Here is a 21610-nt window from a genome sequence, read left to right on the forward strand (position 1 = left end):
AAGTTATGAGAAACAAATTAATCAAAGGCTTGTCGGCTGTGATCATACCGGCCATTATGCTATCGGCTTGTGATCAATCCGGCAAAAAAAAAGAAAATTCTGATATGACTGATTCAACATCTGCTGCCGCCCTGCCAGCGGCATCTGCATTCGAAAAAACAATAGATGGCAAAGAAACTCACCTGTACGTATTAAAGAACAGCAAAGGGGCCGAAGCTGCCATCACCAATTATGGCGGCCGTATAGTTAGCCTTTTAATACCCGACAAAAACGGTAAACTTACCGACGTTATAGTAGGTTTTGACAGCGTTGAGGGTTTCAAAAACTCAACTGAGCCTTACTTTGGTGCTACCATCGGTCGTTATGGTAACCGTATAGCTAAAGGTAAATTTACTTTAGAAGGTAAGCAATATACCCTGTTCACCAACAATGGTGTTAATACGCTGCACGGTGGTAAAAAAGGTTACCAGGATGTAGTTTGGGATGGTAAACAAGTAGATTCAACTACTTTAGAGCTTACCTATCTTTCAAAAGATATGGAAGAAGGTTTCCCTGGCAACCTGAAAGTGAAGGTAACTTACCAGTTAACTGATGATAACGCGGTTAAAATAAGCTACGAAGCTAGTACCGATAAAACTACAGTGGTTAACTTAACCAATCACGCTTTCTACAACCTTAATGGTTCAGGCAGCAGCGAGATTTTGAAACATACTTTATACATCAATGCTGATGGTTATACCCCGGTTGATTCAACTTTGATCCCGACAGGTAAAATTGAAAAAGTTGCCGGTACCCCGTTCGACTTTAACAAATCAACCGAAATTGGCGCACGTATTGAAACTGATAACGAGCAATTGAAAAACGGTAAAGGTTACGATCATAACTACGTGTTGAACAAGCACGATGCCACCAAACCGGTTGCAGCTATCACCGGCGATTTAAGTGGTATCACTATGGAAGTTTACACCGAAGAGCCGGGCTTGCAGTTTTATAGCGGTAACTTTATGCAAAGCAAAAACACGCTTAAATTTGGTAAAAAGGATGATCTGCGTACTGCCTTTGCGTTAGAAACTCAGCACTTCCCTGATTCACCTAACCAACCGCAATTCCCAACCACGGTATTAAAACCGGGTGAAACTTATAAAACCAGCACTACTTACAAATTCTTTGTTAAGTAATGAAGGGTTTTAAATTAAAAAAAGCGGATGGCATTATAACCATCCGCTTTTTTTATGGGATTTTGATAGATAGATTAAAGCTATTTTTTGCCTATGAAAATTTCTCCCTTCTTTTTTCTATCCCTCATACTTTTAACTTCGGGGTAGTCTATAGTTATAAGATTTGTGAAAAGACCCTTGCTGTTCTTTATCATTTGAACCGAGGTTATTTGGTTTGGGGAGGCCAATAGCGTTTCAGGTAGATTCAGAACCTCATCATTAAGCATAATTGTCGCTTTTTGGTACGCCTCAGGAATGCTGCATATCCGGAAAATATCAGCTAAAGTAAATAAGCGGCTTTTAGGCTTCAGTTTTATAACGGCTATTATATCTACTTTTAGATATTTGCTCAATCCCCAGTATTGATCTCCATGTAAAATTTTAATATACTCACGTGCTTTTGGATCTACCAACGCATTTAACGTAATAGCAGAAGGTTTATCATCAGAATTAATGATCCATAAAATTTTGACATCCTTCTCTGTGTGGGTGTCCTGCGGAAATTGCTGCGCTTTGCAAATGCAACTGATAATAATAAAGCAATGTATTAAAAGGAATCTTTTCTTCATGATAAGGTTTTGTTGGGTATTGCAAATAATGTTATGATAAATATATCAATGAGTTATGTTATTGTAACACGCTATGTTTAATTTTTTTAATAACCATAGAAATTGAAAATATGGCCTTATTTGTTAAAAATACGTAATCCTTACAAACAAACACGGCCTTAAAATAATTACTAAGGCAGTATTTTGTACTTTTACACAAAGCGTTTAAACGGATACCCATTGCTAACAGATAATCACGGTCGGCCAATAAATTACCTTCGCCTCGCGGTGACAGACAGGTGTAACCTGCGCTGTTTTTACTGCATGCCCGAGCATGGTTTGGATTGGCTTTCGCGTACCGAATTGATGAGCTACGAAGAAATGCTGCGCTTAAGCAGCCTGCTGGTAAAAATGGGGATTCAAAAGATCCGTATTACCGGCGGCGAACCTTTTGTACGCAAGGATATTATGCAACTGCTTACCGCGCTTTCAAAATTGGATGGGTTGGACGAGTTGAGTATTACCACCAATGGGGTACTTACCGCGCCTTACATTCCGGAGTTGAAAAGGATAGGGGTGAGGTCGGTAAATTTAAGTTTAGATACTTTGGATGCCGGCCGGTTTTTCGCCATTACCCGCAGGGATGAATTTGATATGGTGATGAATACCCTACACCAGTTGTTAAAGCACGATATAGAAGTAAAGATAAACGCGGTGGTAATGGCCGGTCAAAACACGCAGGACATTATCCCGATGGTTGAACTGACGAAGGAGTTGCCGGTGAGTGTGCGTTTTATTGAAGAAATGCCGTTTAACGGCGACAGCCATATTTATACGGGTTTGCCCTGGGATCATCTGCGGATACTGGAAGAGATCAGGGATGGGTTTCCGGATATTAAAAAATTGATCGATCCGGCACATTCAACATCATACAATTATCATGTACCCGGCCACAAAGGCGATGTGGGTATCATAGCAGCTTACTCGCGCACTTTTTGCGGCACGTGTAACCGTATTCGTATCACTCCGCAGGGCACGTTGAAGAATTGTTTGTATGATGATGGCGTGCTTAATATTAGGGATGTGATGCGTAAGGGCATAACAAATGAAGAACTGGAAAAGGTGTTGACCAATGCCTTTAACCACAGACCGCAGGATGGCTACGAAGCTGAGCGGTCGCGAATAGAAAAAACAGGTGTTCACGAATCAATGGCCACAATAGGAGGCTAATACTTATGATAACAGTTGCAGAAGCTGAAGAAATAATACAGGATAACAAAGGCGATTTTGGTAAAGAGATAGTGCTCTTTAACCAGGCCGCGGGCCGTATACTTGCCGAAACCATTAAAACCGACCGCGACCTGCCGCCTTACAACCGCATTACTGTGGATGGTATAGCGGTGAGTTACCAGGCATTCGCAAGCGGGATGAGATCGTTCAGGATAAAGGCCACCCAGGCCGCGGGTGATGAACCCGTGGATACAGAAGCTCCGGACGAATGTATTGAGGTGATGACCGGCGCCGCCTTACCGGCAACGCTGGATACGGTGATACGCTATGAAGACATCGAGATAAAGGATGGTATTGCTACCATTTTAACCGACAATATTGCGCAGGGCGGAAGTATCCATTATAAGGGTGCCGACAGGAAAGAAGGTGATGTTGTAGCGATACCCGGCCAGGTGATCAGTCCGGCGGTGATCAGTTTGATCACCTCTGTTGGCGAAACCGAAGTAAGGGTGAAGAAAACACCGCGTGTGGTAGTTATTTCATCGGGCGATGAGTTGGTGCCGGTAGATAAAACACCTACTGAATACCAGGTAAGGCAGTCGAACAGTTTTACTGTACAGGCGGCTTTGAAGTTGCAGGGAGTAAATGCCGATGTACTGCATGTACCCGATGATGTGGAGAAGATAACCGACCACTTACAGCAATGCCTGCACGCGTACGATGCCATTATTTTAACCGGCGGCATATCAATGGGTAAGTTTGACTACATTCCGCAGGTATTAAAAAATTTAGAGGTAGAGCAGCTTTTTCATAAAGTGCAGCAGCGCCCCGGCAAGCCGTTTTGGTTTGGCAGGCACGAGGGCGGTTCGTTCGTTTTCGCGTTCCCCGGTAACCCGGTAGCGGTATTTTTGTGTATGCAGAGGTACTTTTTGCCTTGGCTGCATACCTCAATGGATATGCCCGAGAAACCACCTGTGTACGCCATGTTAGATAACGACCTGGAGTTTAAACCCGATCTGCAATACTTTTTGCAGGTTAAACTACGGGTGAACGAGCAGGCGCAAGTAACAGCCATCCCCTTAAACGGAAATGGTTCAGGAGATTTCTCTAACTTAGCCGACGCGGATGCCTTTATGGAACTCCCCGCCGAAAAAACATTGTTTAAAAAAGGCGAGGTCTACAGGGTATACCTCATCTCATCCATCACATAACAAACAGGCAATATCATCCCGAATCAGCATAATCAATCAAAAAAGAATCGGGTAATCAAAAAAGTATAATCGGCGTAATCCAACAAAAAAATCGGTGAAATCGCCAAACAACAAATCGGTGTAATCCAAAGAAAATAATATGTTAACCCACCTCGATACTAACGGCAACCCAAACATGGTAGATGTAAGCGAAAAGAAAGTTTCATTACGTACGGCTGTGGCACGTAGTGTGGTGGTGTTGCCCGATGAAGTATTGGTGCTGTTGGCCGATGGCGAATTGCAAACTAAAAAGGGTTCGGTATTTCAGATAGCTATAATTGCAGGTATAATGGCCGCTAAAAAAACCGGTGATCTGATACCGCTTTGCCACCCGTTGGGTTTGGATAACTGCAATATCAGCATCAGTTTAAACGAGCAGCAGGAGGTGTTAATTGATTGTACGACCAGCATCACCGCTAAAACCGGGGTGGAAATGGAGGCCTTGGTTGGCGCAAGTATGGCGGCACTCACCATTTATGATATGTGCAAGGCCATGAGCCACGATATAGTGATTAAAGAAACCCGTTTGATTGAAAAGACAGGAGGGAAGCGTGACTTCAAAAGAGCATAAAAAACATACCGCGCTGGCTAAACCGTCTATCGGTAACTATGGGCGCAACGAGTGGGCTATTGTTGGCGCGCCTTGTACGGTGATTAAGCTATTGGCCGATGAAGTGATCAAATCACTATCAACCAATTACAAGTGCGCTTACATTGATACCACCCATACCGATGATATTGTACTGCCGCCGGGCAGGCTTGCAGCCGGTGCCAATATGGAATATACCGATCAGATCGATTACCGGCAGATCAACTTTGCAGGTCAGCTGAACAGTTTTGAGATGAAGCAACAATTGGCACAGGCCGATGTAGTACTCATTAACGGTAACCATCATAAAGCTGCGGCGCAGATTGTTATTATCGACGAAAATAAACGGGCATCGCTAAAAAAACGTGTAGCGGAGCTTACTAACGTGAAGATGATTTTACTGGCCGCTAACAGTACCGAAGTTTTTGAGTTTATACAGGAGGCTATTCCTTACTGGCAAAATTTGCCTATATATAGTTTAGACGAAACGGGCAAGAGCATCGCTTTTTTTGAGCGGCAAATGCAGGAAGCCAAACCCAAGCTGAACGGACTGGTCCTTGCAGGTGGACAAAGCCTGCGTATGGGTTTTGATAAGGGATCGGTAAAATGGCATGGCCGCGAACAGCGCTACCATGTTGCCGATATGCTGAAATCTTATTGCAAGGATATCTTCATCTCCATCCGCAGCGAACAGAAAGATGATATTTACGGCTATCAAACGCTGGAAGATACCTTTACAGGTTTAGGGCCTTATGGCGCTATACTGTCGGCATTCAGGGCGCAGCCCGATGCGGCCTGGCTGGTAGTGGCAAGCGATTTGCCTTTGCTGGATGATGGTACGCTGCAATACCTGTCGGCAAACCGGAATACGGCATCTGTGGCCACGGCCTTTAATAGTGCTTTCGATGGTTTTCCGGAACCTTTGATCACTATTTGGGAGCCTAAAAGTTATCCTGTTTTATTATCCTTTTTGGCGCAGGGCTACTCGTGCCCGCGTAAGGTGCTCATCAACAGCGATACTACTTTGCTTAATGCCCCCAACCCCGATAGCCTTACCAATGTTAATACACCTGATGAACTCGACAATATAAAACGCCGGCTTCATCAACAAATAGCTGCTGAATAATGGAAACCGGTTTTGAAAGATATAGTTGCCAAATAGCCCTGCCGGGCTTTAGCGAAACTTCGCAACGTTTGTTACAACAGGCCAAAGTGCTCGTAGTAGGCGCAGGCGGACTTGGCTGCCCTGCCGCTCAATATTTAGCCGCGGCCGGTATAGGCACGCTGGGTATTGCCGATCATGATAATGTATCGGTAAGCAACCTGCACAGGCAGGTATTGTTCGGTCCGGCGGATGTAGGCCGTAACAAAGCCGAAGTAGCCGCCGAAAGGTTACGCTTGCAAAACCCGGCGATAACGATAGTGCCCTACAACCAAAAGATCGTCCACGAAAACGTATTGCAATTGGTCGCGGAGTATGATATAGTAGTTGATTGTACCGATAACTTCGCCACCCGTTACTTATTGAACGATGCCGCCGTGTTGGCAGGTAAGCCGGTAGTGTACGGCGCTATTTACCAGTTTGAAGGGCAGGTGGCTATATGGAACGTACGTAACAGCAATGGTTACTACACACCCAACTACCGCGATCTGTTCCCGAAGGTTAATGAATCACAGATACCAAATTGTACCGAGGGCGGGGTTATCCCGACACTGGCCGGTATTATAGGTTGTATGCAGGCCAACGAGGTGATCAAATACATCAGCCAAAACGGCGAGTTGCTTACCGGTAAGGTGCTGATATTTGACGCGCAAAGCATGCGCAGCCACATTATTAAAATTGGCAATATTACCCAAACTTATATTACGGCATTACCCATCAGTATAGAGCAACCTGTAATTACAGTAGCCGATTTGAAGCAGGCACTCGCCGCTAACTCGGTTGAATTGATAGACGTACGCAATGCCGACGAGCGCGAACTGTTTGATATTGGCGGCAGGCATATCCCTCTAAACGAACTCGAAAATAATATCGATCAGTTAAATACTGATACCGTGAAGGTGTTCTACTGTGCATCGGGCATAAGAAGCGCCGAAGCCGTACGCTTGTTTAAGCTGAAATATCCCGAAGTTAAAGCGTTTTCTTTAGAAGGCGGGTTAAAGGCGTGGCGGGGGTAAAGGGAAATATATTTTTCTCTTACCTGTCATCTTGAACGTAGTGAAAGATCTTCTTCGCCATGTAAGTCGGCTACTTGTTCGAAGCAGAAGATTTCTCCTCGTTCCTCGTCGAAATGACAAGATTTTATATGGGTGAGTTCTTCACGGGTGCGCAGCCACCCAAATTTCACCATCCTCAAACACTTCTTTTTTCCAGATGGGAACAGTTTGTTTCAGTGTATCGATAACGTAGCGGCAAGCCTCAAAAGCGGCATCGCGGTGCGCGCATGATACGGCTATGATCACCGGTATTTCGCCAACTTGTAAAACACCCGTACGGTGTTGGATCAGTAATTTCTGCACCGGCCATTTCTCCATTGCTTGTTGCGCTATCTTTTCCATCTCACGGATAGCCATGCTTTCGTATGCTTCAAACTCCAGCCTTAATACTGTTTTACCTTTGGTAGCATTGCGCACGGTACCAATAAATACATCAATGCCGCCGCTTTCGGGAGTGATCACCCAGTTAATACAAGCCTGGGGATCTAAGGGCAAGGGCGATATACTGATTTGGGTGGACAAATTGAGTTGTAAGTTGTGGGGTGTGAGTTGTGAGGAGATGGTTAATGTTGTATAGTTAGTGGTGGGTGGTCAATCGTCAATACGCTTAACCGGTTGATCGGGCTCCTGTTCTATCCGCCGCTTACGGGGGGGATGATGGCTATTTCGTCGCGTTCGTGGATGGTATCGCCGGGTAATACGTATTCGTTATTAACGGCTATCATATATGATGATAGTTGCTTCAGGCGCGGATACTGGTTTTCCAGCAGGTATTTTAAATTATATACGGTAGCGTCGTTGGTGATCTCCATACTGATGGATGGTTGGCCAAATATATCCTTAGCTACACCAAACGCTAAAATGTCTACCCTCATTATCTGTTGTTTTTTAGTTTTTGATAGGCGCAAATTAATCAATTTGATGTTAAATCAACATGATTATTGTGCATCCGCCTAAATAACAAACGCTATAACTAATTGTTATTTTATCCATATCTAAAAATTTAGTTTAAAATATTCTACTAAATATATAGACAATATAGTATATTTGACCATTCAATACTCAAATGTCACTTTACAATAGCAATATCAGCCATTTAAGCTTTACATATCTTTACACTGCTAAAGGTATAATGTGTTGTTGTCACTGTTGCTAATACAAGCCTTTCTGCGCTGTATTTACCTATGTTGCCTGCGGGCAATCATCCAATTAAAGTTTATTCTATATCTATACCTGTAACACTACCATGTTAGCATCTGTCAATTATCCTGTTTTTGAACATCCAACTGAAATTTCTGCTTCGGCTTACACTTATGATCATGCCTTTAGCCCGGTACGGGAGGGGCATTTTGTATCCTTTAACCTGCTGAACGATCTATCGCGCTGGCAGCATTTTTATAATGGCGCCGAAATCCGCGGACCATTTATCACTAAAAATCTTTTCGCACGGCCGCTGGTTATCGCGTTCTATTCAAACTATTGGGGCAAGGGTAGTTTAGAGCAGTTAAAGCACTTCAACGAAATTCAGCACGAAATAAAAGTTTACGGCGGTAACCTGCTGGTAATTGCCGATGAGCGCGATATTAAACTGGAAAAACTGGCATGGGAACATAGCCTTAGTCTTAATTTTTATTTTGATACCGATGGTGGCGTGGCCGAAAAATTCCGGGTTTACCCGGGTGGTACCACAGCTTGGAACCGGCTTTCGGTGATCGATCCGCATATTCATTTACCCGCTGTTTACGTGCTAAATACTGCAAGGCAGGTAGTTTATCACCATATAGATCATGATCTGCAAGGTAACTATCCCGAAAAGGATATCATCAACGCGGTGCACCAGGCAGTATTGACCGATAATAAACGATCTGCATAGAAAATCATATAAACCCTTAAATCATCAAATATGGCATCCCTACTCCAAAAAGAAAACAGCGTTGTTCATCAACAGGTGCTAAGCGCCAATAGTGAATATGTTAAGCATTTTGGCGATAAGTCAAAACTGACCATTCCGCCGGCAAGGCAGTTCGCTATTTTAACCTGTATGGATGCCCGGTTAGACCCGGCCCAATATGCCGGACTTGCCGAAGGCGATGCCCACGTGATACGTAACGCAGGCGGCCGCGCAAGCGACGATGCCATCCGTTCGCTGGTGATATCGCATAAGTTATTGGGTACAAAAGAGTGGTTCGTTATCCATCATACCGATTGCGGCATGGCCTTGTTTACCGATGATATCATCCGCGATTTGTTAGCTACCAGTTTAAAAACGGCTACGGTTGATGAAAATGGCTGGCGAAATGTGCAGGAAGAAGGTGGTACCGACGAAGCGCGTTATATATCTTTCCTTACCTTTAAAAATTTGGAAACCAGTGTTACCGATGATGTGGTACGGATAAAGAATCACCCGCTGGTAGCGAAAGATATACCCGTTTATGGCTACATTTATGATGTTAAAAGCGGCAGCCTTATTGAAGTGCCCGAGGCTACAAAAGCCGGCGTGGCAGTAAACTAAATGCACAATTGTTCAATTATTAAACAAAATATACCTGTAAGGGGTAAATATTACATTGGCCCCTTACTTAAAAAGGAATATATCTTTACCACCGGATATAAATGAAGCTTGAAAAACGTGATTACGATGCGGTAATAGTGGGTTCGGGGCCAAACGGTTTGGCGGCAGCTATCTTATTGCAGCAAAACGGATTATCAGTACTGGTACTTGAAGCCAAACCAACCATAGGCGGTGGCTTACGCACAGCCGAGCTTACACTGCCCGGTTTTAAACATGATATTTGTTCGGCCGTTCACCCGCTGGCGGTGGGTTCGCCATTTTTTAAAACGTTGCCGCTGGAGCAGTTTGGCCTGGAATTTTTATACCCCGAGGTTGATGCAGCCCATCCGTTTGATAATGGAACAGCAGCTTTGCTGAAAGGCTCGGTAGAGGATACCGCGCGGCTTTTAGGTGCGGATGAACAAAATTATCTCGATCTTTTTAACCCCATAGTACGCGACTGGCCTTCGCTGGCAGCCGATGTATTGGGGCCGTTGCATTTTCCGAAGAACCCGATAGGCCTGGCAAAGTTTGGTTTATCTGCACTACAACCGGCTACCCTGCTGGCCAAACGCTTTAAAACGGTGGAAGCCAAAGGCCTGTTCGCGGGGATGGCGGCACATTCCATTCAGCCATTAACCAATATCGCTACATCGGCCATTGCACTGGTGCTGATGGCTAACGGGCACCTGAAGGGCTGGCCAGTACCCAAAGGCGGTTCGCAGCAAATAGCCAATTCGCTGGCGGCTTATTTTGTATCATTAGGGGGCAAGATAGAAACAGATACTTATGTACGGTCGCTCAACCAGCTGCCTTCATCACATGCGGTGCTGTTTGATATAACGCCCAAGCAACTGCTGCAAATAGCCGGGCACAAATTTTCATCACTATACAAATGGCAGCTGGAACGTTACCGCTACGGCGATGGCGTGTTTAAGGTAGATTGGGCGCTTGACGAGCCTATTCCGTTTACCGCTGCCGAAGTACACAAGGCGGGCACGGTGCATATTGGTGGCACCATTCAGGAATTGGTACTATCCGAGCAAACATCGGCCAACGGCCATCATGCCGAAAAACCTTACGTGTTACTGGCGCAGCAAAGCCAGTTTGATGCAACACGGGCACCGGCGGGTAAGCACACCGCATGGGCCTATTGCCACGTACCCAATGGTTCAACTAAGGACATGACCACCATCATCGAAAACCAGGTAGAGCGTTTCGCGCCCGGGTTTAAGGACACCATACTGGCCAAACACACCTTTAATACCCAACAGATAGAAGAGCACAACCCCAACTACATAGGCGGGGATATCAACGGGGGTATTATCGATATAGGCCAGTTGTTTACCCGGCCTGCATTGCGCTGGTCGCCGTACAAAACATCGGCCAAAGGCCTGTATATCTGTTCCTCATCAACCCCTCCGGGTGGTGGCGTGCATGGTATGTGCGGTTATTATGCCGCCAAAAAAGCGCTGGCCGACGTGTTCGATATCAAAATAAAACCACTCAATTAATCACAATTACCACACACTAAAATTTTATGTCAACTAATGAAAGTAAGTTTACACTGCACGAAGACTGGACGGTTGTAATACTTGGCGCGCTTGTTATTATTCTCTTGCTTTCGGGCGTATTGTTGCCCGTTCCGGTTTTTAGCTGGGCCACCGGTGCCGATCTGGCCGATAAAGTATTTAGCATAGCCAACCTTCAAATATTCGGTCTGCAATTTTTATTTGTACTGTTTATAGCTGGTTTAGGTGCTTTGCTTACCGGCAAAAACCTTAAAAACTACCTACTGGGCTTTCCGGCGGTGTACGTGCTTACCATTATCGCTTTAATAATTGCAGGCAGTAAGGAAGCCAAGGCATTAAATCTGGAAGGGGTGATCTTCAGTTTGGGATTGGGCCTTATCATCGGTAACTTTTTTAAGCTGCCCGAATGGTTTAAATCTATTTTAGCCACTGAATTATACGTTAAGATAGGCCTGGTGCTGTTGGGTACCAGCGTTATCTTTTCAGATATTTTAAAGGCCGGTTCACTGGGGCTTATCCAGTCGCTGGTGGTGGTTACTTCGGTTTGGTATTTTGCCTACTGGGTATGTAAAAAACTAAAGGTTGATGATGAGATAACCATGATGATCTCCAGCGCGGTATCTATTTGCGGTGTATCGGCCGCCATTGCTACTGCTGGAGCTATTAAAGGCGACCCTAAGAAGTTATCTTACGTAATATCATTGGTGTTGATCACCGCTATACCTATGATGGTTTTTATGCCCATTATCGCAGCTTACTTCCATTTTCCGCAGCAGGTAACGGGGGCATGGCTGGGTGGTAGTATTGATACTACCGGTGCCGTAGTTGCATCAGGCACGCTGGTAGGCGAGGAGGCATTGAAGATCAGTACTATTGTTAAGTTCTCACAAAACGTACTATTGGGTTTAGCAGCTTTCGCTATCTCTGTTTACTGGACGTATACCAAGCATCCCGCCGCTAAAGATGCCGACAAGAAACCAACCCTTAAAGTGATATGGGAACGCTTCCCTAAATTTGTGATAGGCTTTATAGCCGCATCGCTGCTGTTCTCTTTCTTTTTACCAGAAACCGCAATAGCCGAGGTAAAAGGCAGTCTGAAAAATTTGCAGGGCTTATGGTTCGCGCTGGCCTTTACCAGTATTGGTTTAGAAACCAACTTTGCCGACCTGTTTAGCCGCGAGAACAAGAAACCTTTATACGCTTTCCTGATAGCGCAGGGCTTTAACGTGGTGGTAACACTGGTAATTGCCTTTGTGTTGTTTAACAAATAGTTAGCCATACATGCCTCCGGTTGTATAAAACAATTGGAGGCATGTTGATAATTTCTTTAGATTAATTCTCGATAGTGTTTGGATTTAATCTAAATAGTGTTAGTTTTGCATTACACATTTAAGTTAATGCAGGTAAGAGAAGTAGTAGCAAGCACAAATTGGACAGATGTATTCGCCACCAACGCGGGGGCTATTTACCAATGTGATGCAGAAAATTGCTGGTATATTGATTTTGCAGGCAAAGTAGCCAGGTTTGATTACCGCTGCCTCATGAAACTGCGCAAAGCAGTTAACAACATCGATATTGAAGGCCTTCTTTTAGATAATACCAAATCGCCCGATCTGGAAATTATATTTATTTGCGCTTGTGATGATACCTACGTGTTAACCCTTACCGAGATCATCAAATTTAAAGAGTTACTGCAAGGTACTTTCGTGATGCTGGACCTGAATCACATCATCTACAACAGACTGTATAGAGTAGCCGTTTAACTATACTTAGATTGTTTCCATATTGTTAATATTTGGTTGCTTTATTGTATATAGCACTATTTTTGTATTGTTATAAATGATTAAACAATCAGATCATGAAAGATATTATCAGAATAAAAAGTTTACTATCTACCGAGATAGAAACTGTTTTAAATCAACAAATTAAAAAAGAAGCAACTTCTTCATCTATATATTTAGCCATGGCTTCATGGTGCGATCGTAACGGTTTTGATAACTCAGCTGACTACTTTTTTAAACAAGCTGAAGAAGAAAGACAACACCAGCTTAAATTTTACAAATATGTGCTTGATATGGGCGGTACCGCTATATCACCTGAAGTAACCAATATCAAAATTGAGTACAACTCTTTCCGCGAAGTATTTGAGGATGCTTTGGATCAGGAGATCAGCGTAACCGAATCAATCAAGAACATTGCAGGCCGTTGCTACAAAGAGCAGGATTTTGTAACCCTTGAATTTTTAAACTGGTTCTTTAAAGAGCAACGCGAAGAAGAGTACAAAGCCCGCCGCGCGCTGGAACTGTTCGAAATTATTGGCGAACAAGGTACTGGCAACTGGGAAATTGACAAACACGTTGGCAAAATTCACTATAGCAGCGAAGCTTAATACTCCGCTACTTTTCCATAATGCCGGCTAAAAGCCTGAGCACTTCTCTTTCAGAATATTCTTTTAACCAGATATTATCTGGTTGAATGTTACAGACCGGTGCAAACTTGCACCGGTCTGTGCATTCTATACGTACCACTTCTACTTCGTATTTTCCCTTCACATGTTTCACCATGCTGCCGGCCATCTTATAAAGATCTTTCCCTCCGCGCTTACCGCATTTGCTCCCGGTGCAAACGTATAACACCTTATCTGGCACTTCAAACTTCCCCATACTACAACAAAGTTAGTTAAACGTATCAACAATAATAAATTTTAAACCCTGAGCGTTAATAAGATGTCCAATTAAAAATCACACTTTTTATAAATTTGACAAGTATTGATTTATATTTGACGGTTTTTTAGGTGAACTGTTTGCCACAAAATTGCCCATGACAAACGAAAAATTGACATCATGAAGCTCAATATTCTCGCTTTTGCAGTACCGCTCTTCGTAGTATTTATGCTATTGGAGTATTATGTAGCGCGTCGCAGAAAGATGCAGTTATTTGATCTGCACACCTCAATTGCCAATGTAAGTATTGGTATAATGGAGCGCCTTACCGATGTGCTTACAGCAGGCACCTTCTATTTTGTATACGATTATCTCCAAAAGAATTTCGGTATTTTCGACATAAAGCCCGGCGTAGCCGTTTGGATCCTGCTTTTGCTCGGTACCGATTTTATATGGTACTGGTATCACCGCCTCGCGCATGAAATGAATGTGTTTTGGGCTGTGCACGTGGTACATCACCAAAGTGAAGATTTTAATTATACCGTATCGGCACGTATCACGCTGTTTCAGGCTATTGTACGTACCGGTTTTTGGTGCGTGCTGCCTATTATCGGCTTCCCTGCACCCATGATCACCGTAATGCTGCTGATCCACGGTTTATATCCTTTCTTTGTGCATACACAGGTAATTGGTAAGCTGGGTATATTGGAGTATTTTTTGGTAACCCCATCGCACCACCGTGTGCACCACGCCTGTAACGATCAATACCTGGATAAGAACTACGGCGATGTACTCATTATTTGGGATAAGCTGTTCGGTACATTTGAAAAGGAAGACGAAAAGCCTGTTTACGGCTTAACCAAACAATTGCATACATACAGCTTTTTATGGCAGCATTTTCACTTTTTGGTGGAGCTGTGGCTTACCGTAAAGCAGCAAAAAACCTTTAAGGATAAATTTAAAGTAGTATTCGGCAGCCCTAATCTCATAGACCCTGAAGTGCGCGGCAAGGCCGAAATAATATTCGGCATTGAAGAGCACCACGAGCCTTTACAGCAGCGCCTGAGTAATTATGTGGTATGGCAGGTGATAGTGATGCTGGTGGCCTTATTTGCCTTCATATTGTTTGAACACCAGTTTGGCTACAGCGCCAAATTCCTGTTTACATCTTTCACTATACTTACGCTTATTAATTGCGGCGCTATAATGGAGCAAAAGCAGTGGATCTTCGCGGTGGAGTTTTTACGTATGCTGGTAGTGGGCAGCGCCCTCTGGCTGTTTAATGCCGATTACCATATCGTTACCTTCTTTATTGTTACCGCGTTATTACTGTTGGTATTGTTCTACCGCACGGTGGAGGAACGTTATCTTTCGGTAGTGTATACGGTTAAGGAATAAGCAGGCTAATTATTCAGCCCGTTTATTCTGCTCAATGGTATTGATCTTGGCGGTAAAGTGTCGCACAATATTGTCGAGGTCTTCTACGCATGATACCAGTACATCCACGTATTCATCTTTTTCTTCGCGACTTGAGGCATGTTTGGATAGTTCGGCAAGGGCGAGTATAGACGCTACCGGTTTCCTGATCTCGTGCGATGTCATCCAGGCTACTTCATTTAACAAGGTGTTTTGATGTTGTAGCTTTTCCTGGTAGGCCTTTTTCTCGGTAATATCTACCTGTATAGTAATAAAACCACTTAACCTGTTATCGGTAACAATAGGGGTAATGTTCACTTCAACCCAATATTTCTCACCCGTTTTAGTATAGTTCAATATCTCTACCTTGGTATAACGCTCGTTTATAATGTCCTGCTGAATGGCATTAAATGCTTCTGCCGAAGTTTCCGGTCCGTGTAATACCTGGCTGGGGCGCTTGCCTGCCATATCTTCCAGTGTATAACCTGTGCGTTTGGTAAAAGCCGGGTTTATCCAGGTTACCAAACCGTTCTTATCGGTAATGATCACCATGCTTTTTATTTTGCTCATAATATCCAGCAGGTGCTGATTTTCCTGGCTGGTTTTGGCGAGGGTATCGCGCAGCTCAATAGTTTGTGTAATGTCCTGTACGGTACCTCTTACGAGGTATGGTAAACCATCTGCATATTCAATTTTGGCAATTTGTTCAACAAACAGTACCTGCTCATCGCCTGTAATGGCGCGGTGCACCAGCCGCAGGTTGGTATGGTTGGTAACGGCTGCGCTAAATTTGTCCCTTACCAGTTTAATATCGTCGGGGTGTACATAATCAGCCACGTCGGTAACGTCAAAGTCGCTTTTGTGGTTTGCTATTTTAAGTATGCGGCGCAGTTCTTTTGATATCACCATCCTGCGTTCGGCAGGGAAATATTCCCAGCCGCCAATATGGGCCAGCTCTTCGGCATCGGCTATAAACTTTGTCTTTTTTAAAAGCAACTTATTATTGCTTTTCACCATGGAGTGCAGCAATACAGATATTACTATCATAAAGAAATACCCCTTGTATAAATTTACCTCTTGCAGGATAGTTTTATCGTTTATAAAATAAAAAGCCAGCGCATCGCTAAGCGTTACCCACAATAAACCTATAAATAAAAAGATCAGGCTAATTCGTAATGCACCAGACATAGTTTGTTTTTCAGCAATGATAAGATAGTTGGCCGAAATATAGCCAAAAGTTGTAAACTATCTTTTTCTAATTAAGAAAAACGATTTATCAATTATTAACTCATTGCCTATTAAACAGGCATAATTATCATTTTGTTAAAAATTTACAGCCTTGCATTCAGTAATTTAAACAGACAGCCGAGAAATGTTTAAAAAATATTAACGCCAAAAGTTTTTTTTGAGATAAATTCTATTTACGTTTGAATTTTTTGTTGATGTAGCTTGCATTAATTTTTAATATAAATTGATGTTACGCGTAGATAGTACCAAGCCCTGCCAAATAATTTATGCCATTGCAAAGCATGAATACCTGGGCTATGTTATTGAACCGCATATTGTTCAGCTAAACCCCAACGGCGAGTTTTCGCTAACCCACCAGCGCTTATTCAGTAATACAGCCAAAGAGTTTGTACACTGTATTGATGAGGTTGATATTAAGCTGGTTAAGGTGCTTGAGGAGATGGAGCAGGGCAATGTTATTAAAAAGTATTACAAAAAGCCAATCCGTCCGTTCGAGTTTTTTTCCAAGATATTTAACGAGCAACTATACGATGTTATACGCCCCAAAATGGAGAAGCGTATGGCCGAAGCTTTGGGCTTATTAGGCACTAAAGAAATTTACCTGATGAGCAAGGAGGGCTACCCAGCCGAACGCAAGTTGCACATTGCGGCAGAAGCGGCTTCTGTTCTTTTCCATTTCAGGCGTGATGATACCGAGATCCGTTATTTCCCTACCATAAAATACCAGGGAATGCGTATTGAGTTTATGTTTAAGAACGCCGAAGTTATATGTAACCACCCGGCATGGATGCTGCTCGATGATACCCTTTACTTTTTTGATAAAGAGATTGAAGGTAAAAAGCTGGTGCCTTTCCTTAATAAACGCTACATCGCAATACCGCGCTCATCAGAGCAATCATACTTTGAACGCTTTGTTGCCCCGCTGATAGAAAAACACAACGTATACGCCGAAGGCTTTACCATTAATACCGAAAAGTACGATGCCAGGCCGGTGCTTAAACCTATTTATATTGAAGGCGGCACTTCGCAGCTGCAATTGTATTTTAAATATGCCGGTTATATTTTCCCTTACGGGGATGGCAGGCATGTATCGGTACGTATTGAGCGTAATGGCGATGAGTACCTTTTTCATCGCATAAAGCGCTCCTTAACCTGGGAGCGTAATAAAATGGCTTTGCTGGAAGAGAAAGGCCTTAAAACAACCTCTTCTCTGTTCCAAAACCTGGAGGTTGCCGCGGCCGATGATGAGTCGGCAGATCAATCTTTTTCGGTATTCGAGTGGATGAACCATTACCACGATCAGCTGATTGAGGAAGGTTTTGAACTGGAGCAGCCCGAAGGGCAAAAACGTTACGTTTTCGGCAATACCAAAATTGATTTGGAGGTAAAAGAAAATAACGACTGGTTTGATATCAACGCTGTTGTTTATTTCGGGCCGTACCGCATCCCGTTCATCGAACTTAAAAATCATATTTTAAATAATAAGCGCGAGTTTACACTGCCATCGGGCGAGGTTGCCATAATACCCGAAAAATGGTTTTCGCAATATGGTAACCTGCTGCACTTTACCGAGGGGACTAACGAACTTAAATTGCGCCGCCATCATATAGGCCTGGTAAACGAACTGGCTGAAGGCGAAATGGCGCACGTTACCATGAACCGTAAGCTGCAAAAGCTGAACGATTTTGAGGAGCTGGAAGAAATACCTATGCCGGTTGATTTTGCAGGCACACTACGCCCATACCAAAAGGCGGGTTACAACTGGTTCCACTTTTTAAAGCAATACCATTTTGGCGGTTGCCTTGCCGATGATATGGGTTTGGGTAAAACCATACAAACGCTGGCGCTGCTGCAAAAAAATAAAGAGGATATAGAGGCCGCAGGCGGCAAAAGCACATCGTTACTCATAATGCCTACCTCGCTGATATATAACTGGCTTAATGAGGCTAAAAAGTTTACACCTAAGCTTCGTATGATGGTGCACACAGGCACGTTCAGGTATAAATCGCCGGAGGTGTTTAAAAACTACGATGTAATTGTTACCACCTATGGCATCAGCCGGATAGATATAGAACTGTTTAAGGAGTACTTTTTTGATTATGTGATACTGGATGAAAGCCAGAATATCAAAAATCCGTCGTCTAAATCGTACCAGTCGGTTAAGCAGCTGCGCTCACGCTTTAAGCTGATATTGAGCGGTACCCCGGTAGAAAATTCGGTGAATGATTTGTGGACACAAATGTCGTTCATTAACCCCGGCTTATTGGGTTCGCAGCAGTTCTTTTTGAACGAATTTGTAAACCCTATAGAACGCAAAAAGGAAGAAGATAAGGCCCGCCGTTTACAGGCGCTGATAAAGCCTTTTGTAATGCGCCGTACCAAAGAGCAGGTAGCTACCGAGTTGCCGCCAAAAACCGAGAACCTCTTCTACAGTAAAATGAGCGAAGAACAGGCTGAGGTTTACGAAAAAATAAAATCAGAATACCGCAACGAGTTGCTGAAAAGCATTGAGGATGGTACTTACGCCAAGCAACAGATACAAGTATTGCAAGGCCTCATCAAGCTTCGCCAGATAGCCAATCACCCCATCATGATAGATAATGATTACGAGGGCGATTCGGGTAAGTTTGAAGATGTGGTGCATACGCTGGCTAACGTGCTGGAGGGCGGGCATAAGGTGCTTATCTTCTCGCAGTTTGTGAAACAGCTGTCTATTTACCGTGCTTATCTGGAAGAAAAGGGAACACCGTTCGTATACCTCGATGGCAGTACCCAAAACCGCGGCGACGTGGTGAAACGTTTCCAGGAGGATGAAAAAACACGGGTGTTCTTGATCTCTATAAAAGCGGGTGGAGTAGGCCTTAATCTTACCCAGGCAGATTACGTGTTCATCCTCGACCCATGGTGGAACCCGGCTGTGGAACAACAGGCTATTGACCGTACACACCGCATTGGCCAAACCAAAAACGTGTTTATCTATAAGTTTATCACCAAAGATACTGTAGAAGAGAAGATACTTGCCCTGCAACAACGCAAGCTAAGTGTGGCGCGTTCGCTCATCACTACCGAAGAGAGCTTCATCAAGTCGCTGTCTGCCGAGGATATTAAAGAAATTTTAGGCTAAGGGCAAAGAGAGTAGAGGTGAGGCAAAATAGTTGACCAGGCTGTTTGCTGCCGGCCTGATCAACCTTTGTAGTGCATTATTTATACAATGCCATAAACTTTTGTAGCGTTTAGCAATAAACAGTGGTTTTATGAGGTGCCACAACAGCTGTTGATTTTTTGTAGTGTTTTGTCGATTTGCAACGTGGTTTAGGGTTGTCGCGCTCTGAACTATCCGGACTGTACGAGTATGCGAACATACTTCCGGCTGCAGCTATAATTATAAACTTTTTCATGTAAGGGTTGATTTATTTAAAGAGACGCACAAAAAAATTAAATGTTACACTAAGGGTGCGAAAAGTGATTTTCGCACATTTTTAAATGAGGAGGACGAGCATAAAAAAAAGTCAATCACCTCGCGTAACTGACTTCTTTAATTAACTATTAACTGACCAAATGTTTTAACGATAACTATCTGGTTCGGTAGCAAACATACTAAGATGCGATGCGGCGCTATATGTGAAAATCACCTATTCGCAACGGTATAATAACGATAGGGCCTAAACCCTACCGTTAATTGTGCTTGTATTAATACCCTGTATTTTGCGAAATGTTTTTGTTGGCGTTAATTTCTGCCTGTGGTATAGGCAGCTGGAACAACTTATCCTTAGCGGCTACAGTTTTTACACTGGCCGGTATACCTGCGCCATCAGCTTCGTCGCCAAAATTAGAGCGTTGTACAGGCAGGTTCAAACGTTTTAAATCAAAAAACCTTGAGCCTTCAAATGCCAGTTCAAGCCTGCGCTCCAACAATATGGCGTTATATAAAGCCGTGCCGGTTTCGTTAGCCGTAGCCGGATCGAAGTTGGTATAACGGTTGCTGCGCAGCTTGTTAAGCGCTGTAAGCGCATCACCTTGTTTGCCTAAGTTATACTCCGCTTCGGCAAGGTTAAGATAAACTTCACCCATACGTATCAGCTTCACATCCACCACATCGGCATCACCCGCTGCGCGGCCATTGTACTTGTATACGTAGTAATAGTCGGTTTCGTTATAATTTGATTCATCAATGTAAGCGGCTTTGCGTACGTCTTCATCTTTAAACAAATTGTAAAAAGCGAAATCAACACTATACTCCGGTATTACACCGTTAGGGCTGCCTTGTTTATAGCCTACACCTATAGGGTCGTTATCACTATCCAGGTTTTTCAGTTTTAAAAGCACATCCTTCTCCGTTCCATCTAACCATATAGCCGCAAACTCACCGGTGGTAGCCAGGTCATTACTTGCATCAACGTTGGTGATGGTACGGTTTGCAGCATCAGCCGCTTTTTGCCAGTCGCCCATATACAGGTACACTCTCGAAAGCAAACCTTCAACAGCCGCTTTTGTAAAATGCCCTACCGAATTTTCAGTAGCGATAATACCTTCTGCCTTAACCAGGTCGGCCACTACGGCATTATAAGCTTGCTTAAGCGGTGTACGCGATGGTAGCTGGGTATAATCGGTAGAGGTAACAATTGGCACTCCCGGATCAGCATCTGTGGCTGATGTGTATGATTTAGCGTAAACCCGCAGCAGATCAAAATGCGCCAGCGCGCGTATAGCCAAAGCTTCGCCTTCTATATTATCCTTAAATTCATCTGCTGGTAGTTTGTCTACATTTTCGAGAATAAAATTGGTGCGCAATATGGTTTTGTAGGCGTCGCCCCAAAGATTCCAGGTATTGCTGGCCACGTATTTAAAGTTAAAGAATGTAGATTGCGATTTACGGCCCGATTGATTCAGAATAAGGTTATCCGCCAAAATATCAGGCGTGCTGATCATGGCGCCACCATCCTGACCGCCGTAGTAAACCGATCCTCTTAACGCTACATAAGCGCCTCTTACGGCATAGGTATAATCCTCGGGAGTTTTAAATGTATCACCGTAAGGTATGGCGTTGTGCGGTTTCTGATCTAATTCCTTTTTACATCCGCCTGCAATTAAAAGCAGTGCTGCCGATGCGTATATATATATCTTTTTCATCTTTATTTCTCTGTTAATG

General features: G+C 43.7%; 21 protein-coding genes. 14 read left to right on the forward strand and 7 right to left on the reverse strand.

Annotation, left to right across the window (positions count from 1 at the left end; genetic code table 11):
- Positions 1-5: 5 nt before the first annotated feature.
- Positions 6-1178, forward strand: coding sequence for an aldose epimerase family protein (locus AC07NA_RS06645; protein WP_494896716.1), 1173 nt, complete (start codon positions 6-8; stop codon positions 1176-1178).
- An 80-nt stretch (positions 1179-1258) separates the two neighbouring features.
- Here AC07NA_RS06645 and AC07NA_RS06650 read toward each other — a convergent pair whose 3' ends face one another.
- Entirely contained in the window at positions 1259-1786 is a 528-nt protein-coding gene (locus AC07NA_RS06650; RefSeq protein WP_494896718.1) for a hypothetical protein, read from the reverse strand.
- Positions 1787-2005: 219 nt separating this feature from the next.
- Between AC07NA_RS06650 and moaA the strand changes: the two genes are divergently transcribed.
- The 5 genes from moaA to AC07NA_RS06675 all read left to right on the forward strand — a co-directional run bounded on the left by moaA (position 2006) and on the right by AC07NA_RS06675 (position 7012).
- A complete protein-coding gene (gene moaA, locus AC07NA_RS06655; protein ID WP_494896720.1) occupies positions 2006-2995 on the forward strand; it encodes a GTP 3',8-cyclase MoaA in 990 nt (329 codons plus the stop codon).
- Between the two features lie 5 nt (positions 2996-3000).
- The gene (locus AC07NA_RS06660; protein WP_494896722.1) at positions 3001-4206 is read left to right on the forward strand and encodes a molybdopterin molybdotransferase MoeA; all 1206 of its coding nucleotides are present in this window, start codon (positions 3001-3003) and stop codon (positions 4204-4206) included.
- 139 nt (positions 4207-4345) lie between these two features.
- Complete coding sequence (moaC, locus tag AC07NA_RS06665) at positions 4346-4816, forward strand: cyclic pyranopterin monophosphate synthase MoaC (protein WP_494896724.1); 471 nt, start codon at positions 4346-4348, stop codon at positions 4814-4816.
- Positions 4776-5960 (forward strand): NTP transferase domain-containing protein, encoded by a 1185-nt coding sequence (locus tag AC07NA_RS06670; protein ID WP_494896726.1) that lies wholly within the window; start codon positions 4776-4778, stop codon positions 5958-5960. Before moaC ends, AC07NA_RS06670 begins: the two co-directional genes overlap by 41 nt.
- A complete protein-coding gene (locus AC07NA_RS06675) occupies positions 5960-7012 on the forward strand; it encodes a ThiF family adenylyltransferase (RefSeq protein ID WP_494896728.1) in 1053 nt (350 codons plus the stop codon). The genes AC07NA_RS06670 and AC07NA_RS06675 overlap by 1 nt, the downstream gene beginning before the upstream one ends.
- A 141-nt stretch (positions 7013-7153) precedes the next feature.
- Here AC07NA_RS06675 and AC07NA_RS06680 read toward each other — a convergent pair whose 3' ends face one another.
- Both AC07NA_RS06680 and AC07NA_RS06685 read right to left on the reverse strand, forming a co-directional pair.
- Positions 7154-7546 carry a molybdenum cofactor biosynthesis protein MoaE gene (locus AC07NA_RS06680; protein ID WP_494896730.1) on the reverse strand — a complete coding sequence of 131 codons (393 nt, stop codon included), beginning with the start codon at positions 7544-7546 and terminating at the stop codon, positions 7154-7156.
- A gap of 137 nt (positions 7547-7683) precedes the next feature.
- Entirely contained in the window at positions 7684-7926 is a 243-nt protein-coding gene (locus AC07NA_RS06685; protein ID WP_345210028.1) for a MoaD/ThiS family protein, read from the reverse strand.
- 371 nt (positions 7927-8297) lie between these two features.
- Here AC07NA_RS06685 and AC07NA_RS06690 point away from each other — a divergent pair, with 371 nt between their 5' ends.
- From AC07NA_RS06690 to AC07NA_RS06715, 6 genes are all read left to right on the forward strand, one after another.
- Entirely contained in the window at positions 8298-8924 is a 627-nt protein-coding gene (locus AC07NA_RS06690; RefSeq protein ID WP_494896732.1) for a peroxiredoxin family protein, read from the forward strand.
- Positions 8925-8954: 30 nt separating this feature from the next.
- On the forward strand, positions 8955-9563 hold the full coding sequence (locus AC07NA_RS06695) for a beta-class carbonic anhydrase (RefSeq protein WP_345210026.1): 609 nt from the start codon (positions 8955-8957) through the stop codon (positions 9561-9563).
- A gap of 101 nt (positions 9564-9664) precedes the next feature.
- Positions 9665-11116, forward strand: a complete 1452-nt coding sequence (locus AC07NA_RS06700) for a phytoene desaturase family protein (protein ID WP_494896734.1) — start codon at positions 9665-9667, stop codon at positions 11114-11116.
- A 26-nt stretch (positions 11117-11142) separates the two neighbouring features.
- On the forward strand, positions 11143-12405 hold the full coding sequence (locus tag AC07NA_RS06705; RefSeq protein WP_494896736.1) for a putative sulfate exporter family transporter: 1263 nt from the start codon (positions 11143-11145) through the stop codon (positions 12403-12405).
- A 126-nt stretch (positions 12406-12531) separates the two neighbouring features.
- Complete coding sequence (locus AC07NA_RS06710; RefSeq protein ID WP_345210023.1) at positions 12532-12897, forward strand: hypothetical protein; 366 nt, start codon at positions 12532-12534, stop codon at positions 12895-12897.
- A gap of 95 nt (positions 12898-12992) precedes the next feature.
- Entirely contained in the window at positions 12993-13523 is a 531-nt protein-coding gene (locus tag AC07NA_RS06715; RefSeq protein WP_345210022.1) for a ferritin, read from the forward strand.
- Positions 13524-13530: 7 nt separating this feature from the next.
- Here the strand turns inward: AC07NA_RS06715 and AC07NA_RS06720 are convergent, their stop codons facing one another.
- Positions 13531-13797, reverse strand: a complete 267-nt coding sequence (locus tag AC07NA_RS06720) for a (2Fe-2S) ferredoxin domain-containing protein (protein WP_494896739.1) — start codon at positions 13795-13797, stop codon at positions 13531-13533.
- Between the two features lie 180 nt (positions 13798-13977).
- Between AC07NA_RS06720 and AC07NA_RS06725 the strand changes: the two genes are divergently transcribed.
- The gene (locus tag AC07NA_RS06725) at positions 13978-15195 is read left to right on the forward strand and encodes a sterol desaturase family protein (RefSeq protein WP_345210020.1); all 1218 of its coding nucleotides are present in this window, start codon (positions 13978-13980) and stop codon (positions 15193-15195) included.
- A gap of 9 nt (positions 15196-15204) precedes the next feature.
- Here AC07NA_RS06725 and AC07NA_RS06730 read toward each other — a convergent pair whose 3' ends face one another.
- Complete coding sequence (locus tag AC07NA_RS06730) at positions 15205-16401, reverse strand: PAS domain S-box protein (RefSeq protein ID WP_494896741.1); 1197 nt, start codon at positions 16399-16401, stop codon at positions 15205-15207.
- A gap of 286 nt (positions 16402-16687) precedes the next feature.
- Here AC07NA_RS06730 and AC07NA_RS06735 point away from each other — a divergent pair, with 286 nt between their 5' ends.
- Positions 16688-19585 (forward strand): DEAD/DEAH box helicase, encoded by a 2898-nt coding sequence (locus tag AC07NA_RS06735; protein ID WP_494896743.1) that lies wholly within the window; start codon positions 16688-16690, stop codon positions 19583-19585.
- A 109-nt stretch (positions 19586-19694) separates the two neighbouring features.
- Here AC07NA_RS06735 and AC07NA_RS06740 read toward each other — a convergent pair whose 3' ends face one another.
- Positions 19695-19859: a hypothetical protein gene (locus AC07NA_RS06740; RefSeq protein WP_345210017.1), complete on the reverse strand. Its 165-nt coding sequence runs from the start codon at positions 19857-19859 to the stop codon at positions 19695-19697.
- A gap of 292 nt (positions 19860-20151) precedes the next feature.
- A complete protein-coding gene (locus AC07NA_RS06745) occupies positions 20152-21591 on the reverse strand; it encodes a RagB/SusD family nutrient uptake outer membrane protein (protein ID WP_494896745.1) in 1440 nt (479 codons plus the stop codon).
- Positions 21592-21610 lie beyond the last annotated feature (19 nt).

This window comes from Mucilaginibacter sp. GW821-FHT07G05 (assembly GCF_059418565.1).

Excerpts from the sequence above, each read along its gene's own strand:
- AC07NA_RS06730 (WP_494896741.1), bottom strand. The coding sequence starts at position 16,401 with ATGTCTGGTGCATTACGAATTAGCCTGATCTTTTTATTTATAGGTTTA.
- AC07NA_RS06700 (WP_494896734.1), top strand. The coding sequence starts at position 9,665 with ATGAAGCTTGAAAAACGTGATTACGATGCGGTAATAGTGGGTTCGGGG.
- AC07NA_RS06715 (WP_345210022.1), top strand. The coding sequence starts at position 12,993 with ATGAAAGATATTATCAGAATAAAAAGTTTACTATCTACCGAGATAGAA.
- AC07NA_RS06660 (WP_494896722.1), top strand. The coding sequence starts at position 3,001 with ATGATAACAGTTGCAGAAGCTGAAGAAATAATACAGGATAACAAAGGC.
- AC07NA_RS06735 (WP_494896743.1), top strand. The coding sequence starts at position 16,688 with ATGTTACGCGTAGATAGTACCAAGCCCTGCCAAATAATTTATGCCATT.
- AC07NA_RS06690 (WP_494896732.1), top strand. The coding sequence starts at position 8,298 with ATGTTAGCATCTGTCAATTATCCTGTTTTTGAACATCCAACTGAAATT.
- AC07NA_RS06745 (WP_494896745.1), bottom strand. The coding sequence starts at position 21,591 with ATGAAAAAGATATATATATACGCATCGGCAGCACTGCTTTTAATTGCA.
- AC07NA_RS06685 (WP_345210028.1), bottom strand. The coding sequence starts at position 7,926 with ATGAGGGTAGACATTTTAGCGTTTGGTGTAGCTAAGGATATATTTGGC.
- AC07NA_RS06675 (WP_494896728.1), top strand. The coding sequence starts at position 5,960 with ATGGAAACCGGTTTTGAAAGATATAGTTGCCAAATAGCCCTGCCGGGC.
- AC07NA_RS06650 (WP_494896718.1), bottom strand. The coding sequence starts at position 1,786 with ATGAAGAAAAGATTCCTTTTAATACATTGCTTTATTATTATCAGTTGC.
- moaC (WP_494896724.1), top strand. The coding sequence starts at position 4,346 with ATGTTAACCCACCTCGATACTAACGGCAACCCAAACATGGTAGATGTA.
- AC07NA_RS06720 (WP_494896739.1), bottom strand. The coding sequence starts at position 13,797 with ATGGGGAAGTTTGAAGTGCCAGATAAGGTGTTATACGTTTGCACCGGG.
- AC07NA_RS06725 (WP_345210020.1), top strand. The coding sequence starts at position 13,978 with ATGAAGCTCAATATTCTCGCTTTTGCAGTACCGCTCTTCGTAGTATTT.
- AC07NA_RS06740 (WP_345210017.1), bottom strand. The coding sequence starts at position 19,859 with ATGAAAAAGTTTATAATTATAGCTGCAGCCGGAAGTATGTTCGCATAC.
- AC07NA_RS06645 (WP_494896716.1), top strand. The coding sequence starts at position 6 with ATGAGAAACAAATTAATCAAAGGCTTGTCGGCTGTGATCATACCGGCC.
- AC07NA_RS06695 (WP_345210026.1), top strand. The coding sequence starts at position 8,955 with ATGGCATCCCTACTCCAAAAAGAAAACAGCGTTGTTCATCAACAGGTG.
- AC07NA_RS06705 (WP_494896736.1), top strand. The coding sequence starts at position 11,143 with ATGTCAACTAATGAAAGTAAGTTTACACTGCACGAAGACTGGACGGTT.
- AC07NA_RS06710 (WP_345210023.1), top strand. The coding sequence starts at position 12,532 with ATGCAGGTAAGAGAAGTAGTAGCAAGCACAAATTGGACAGATGTATTC.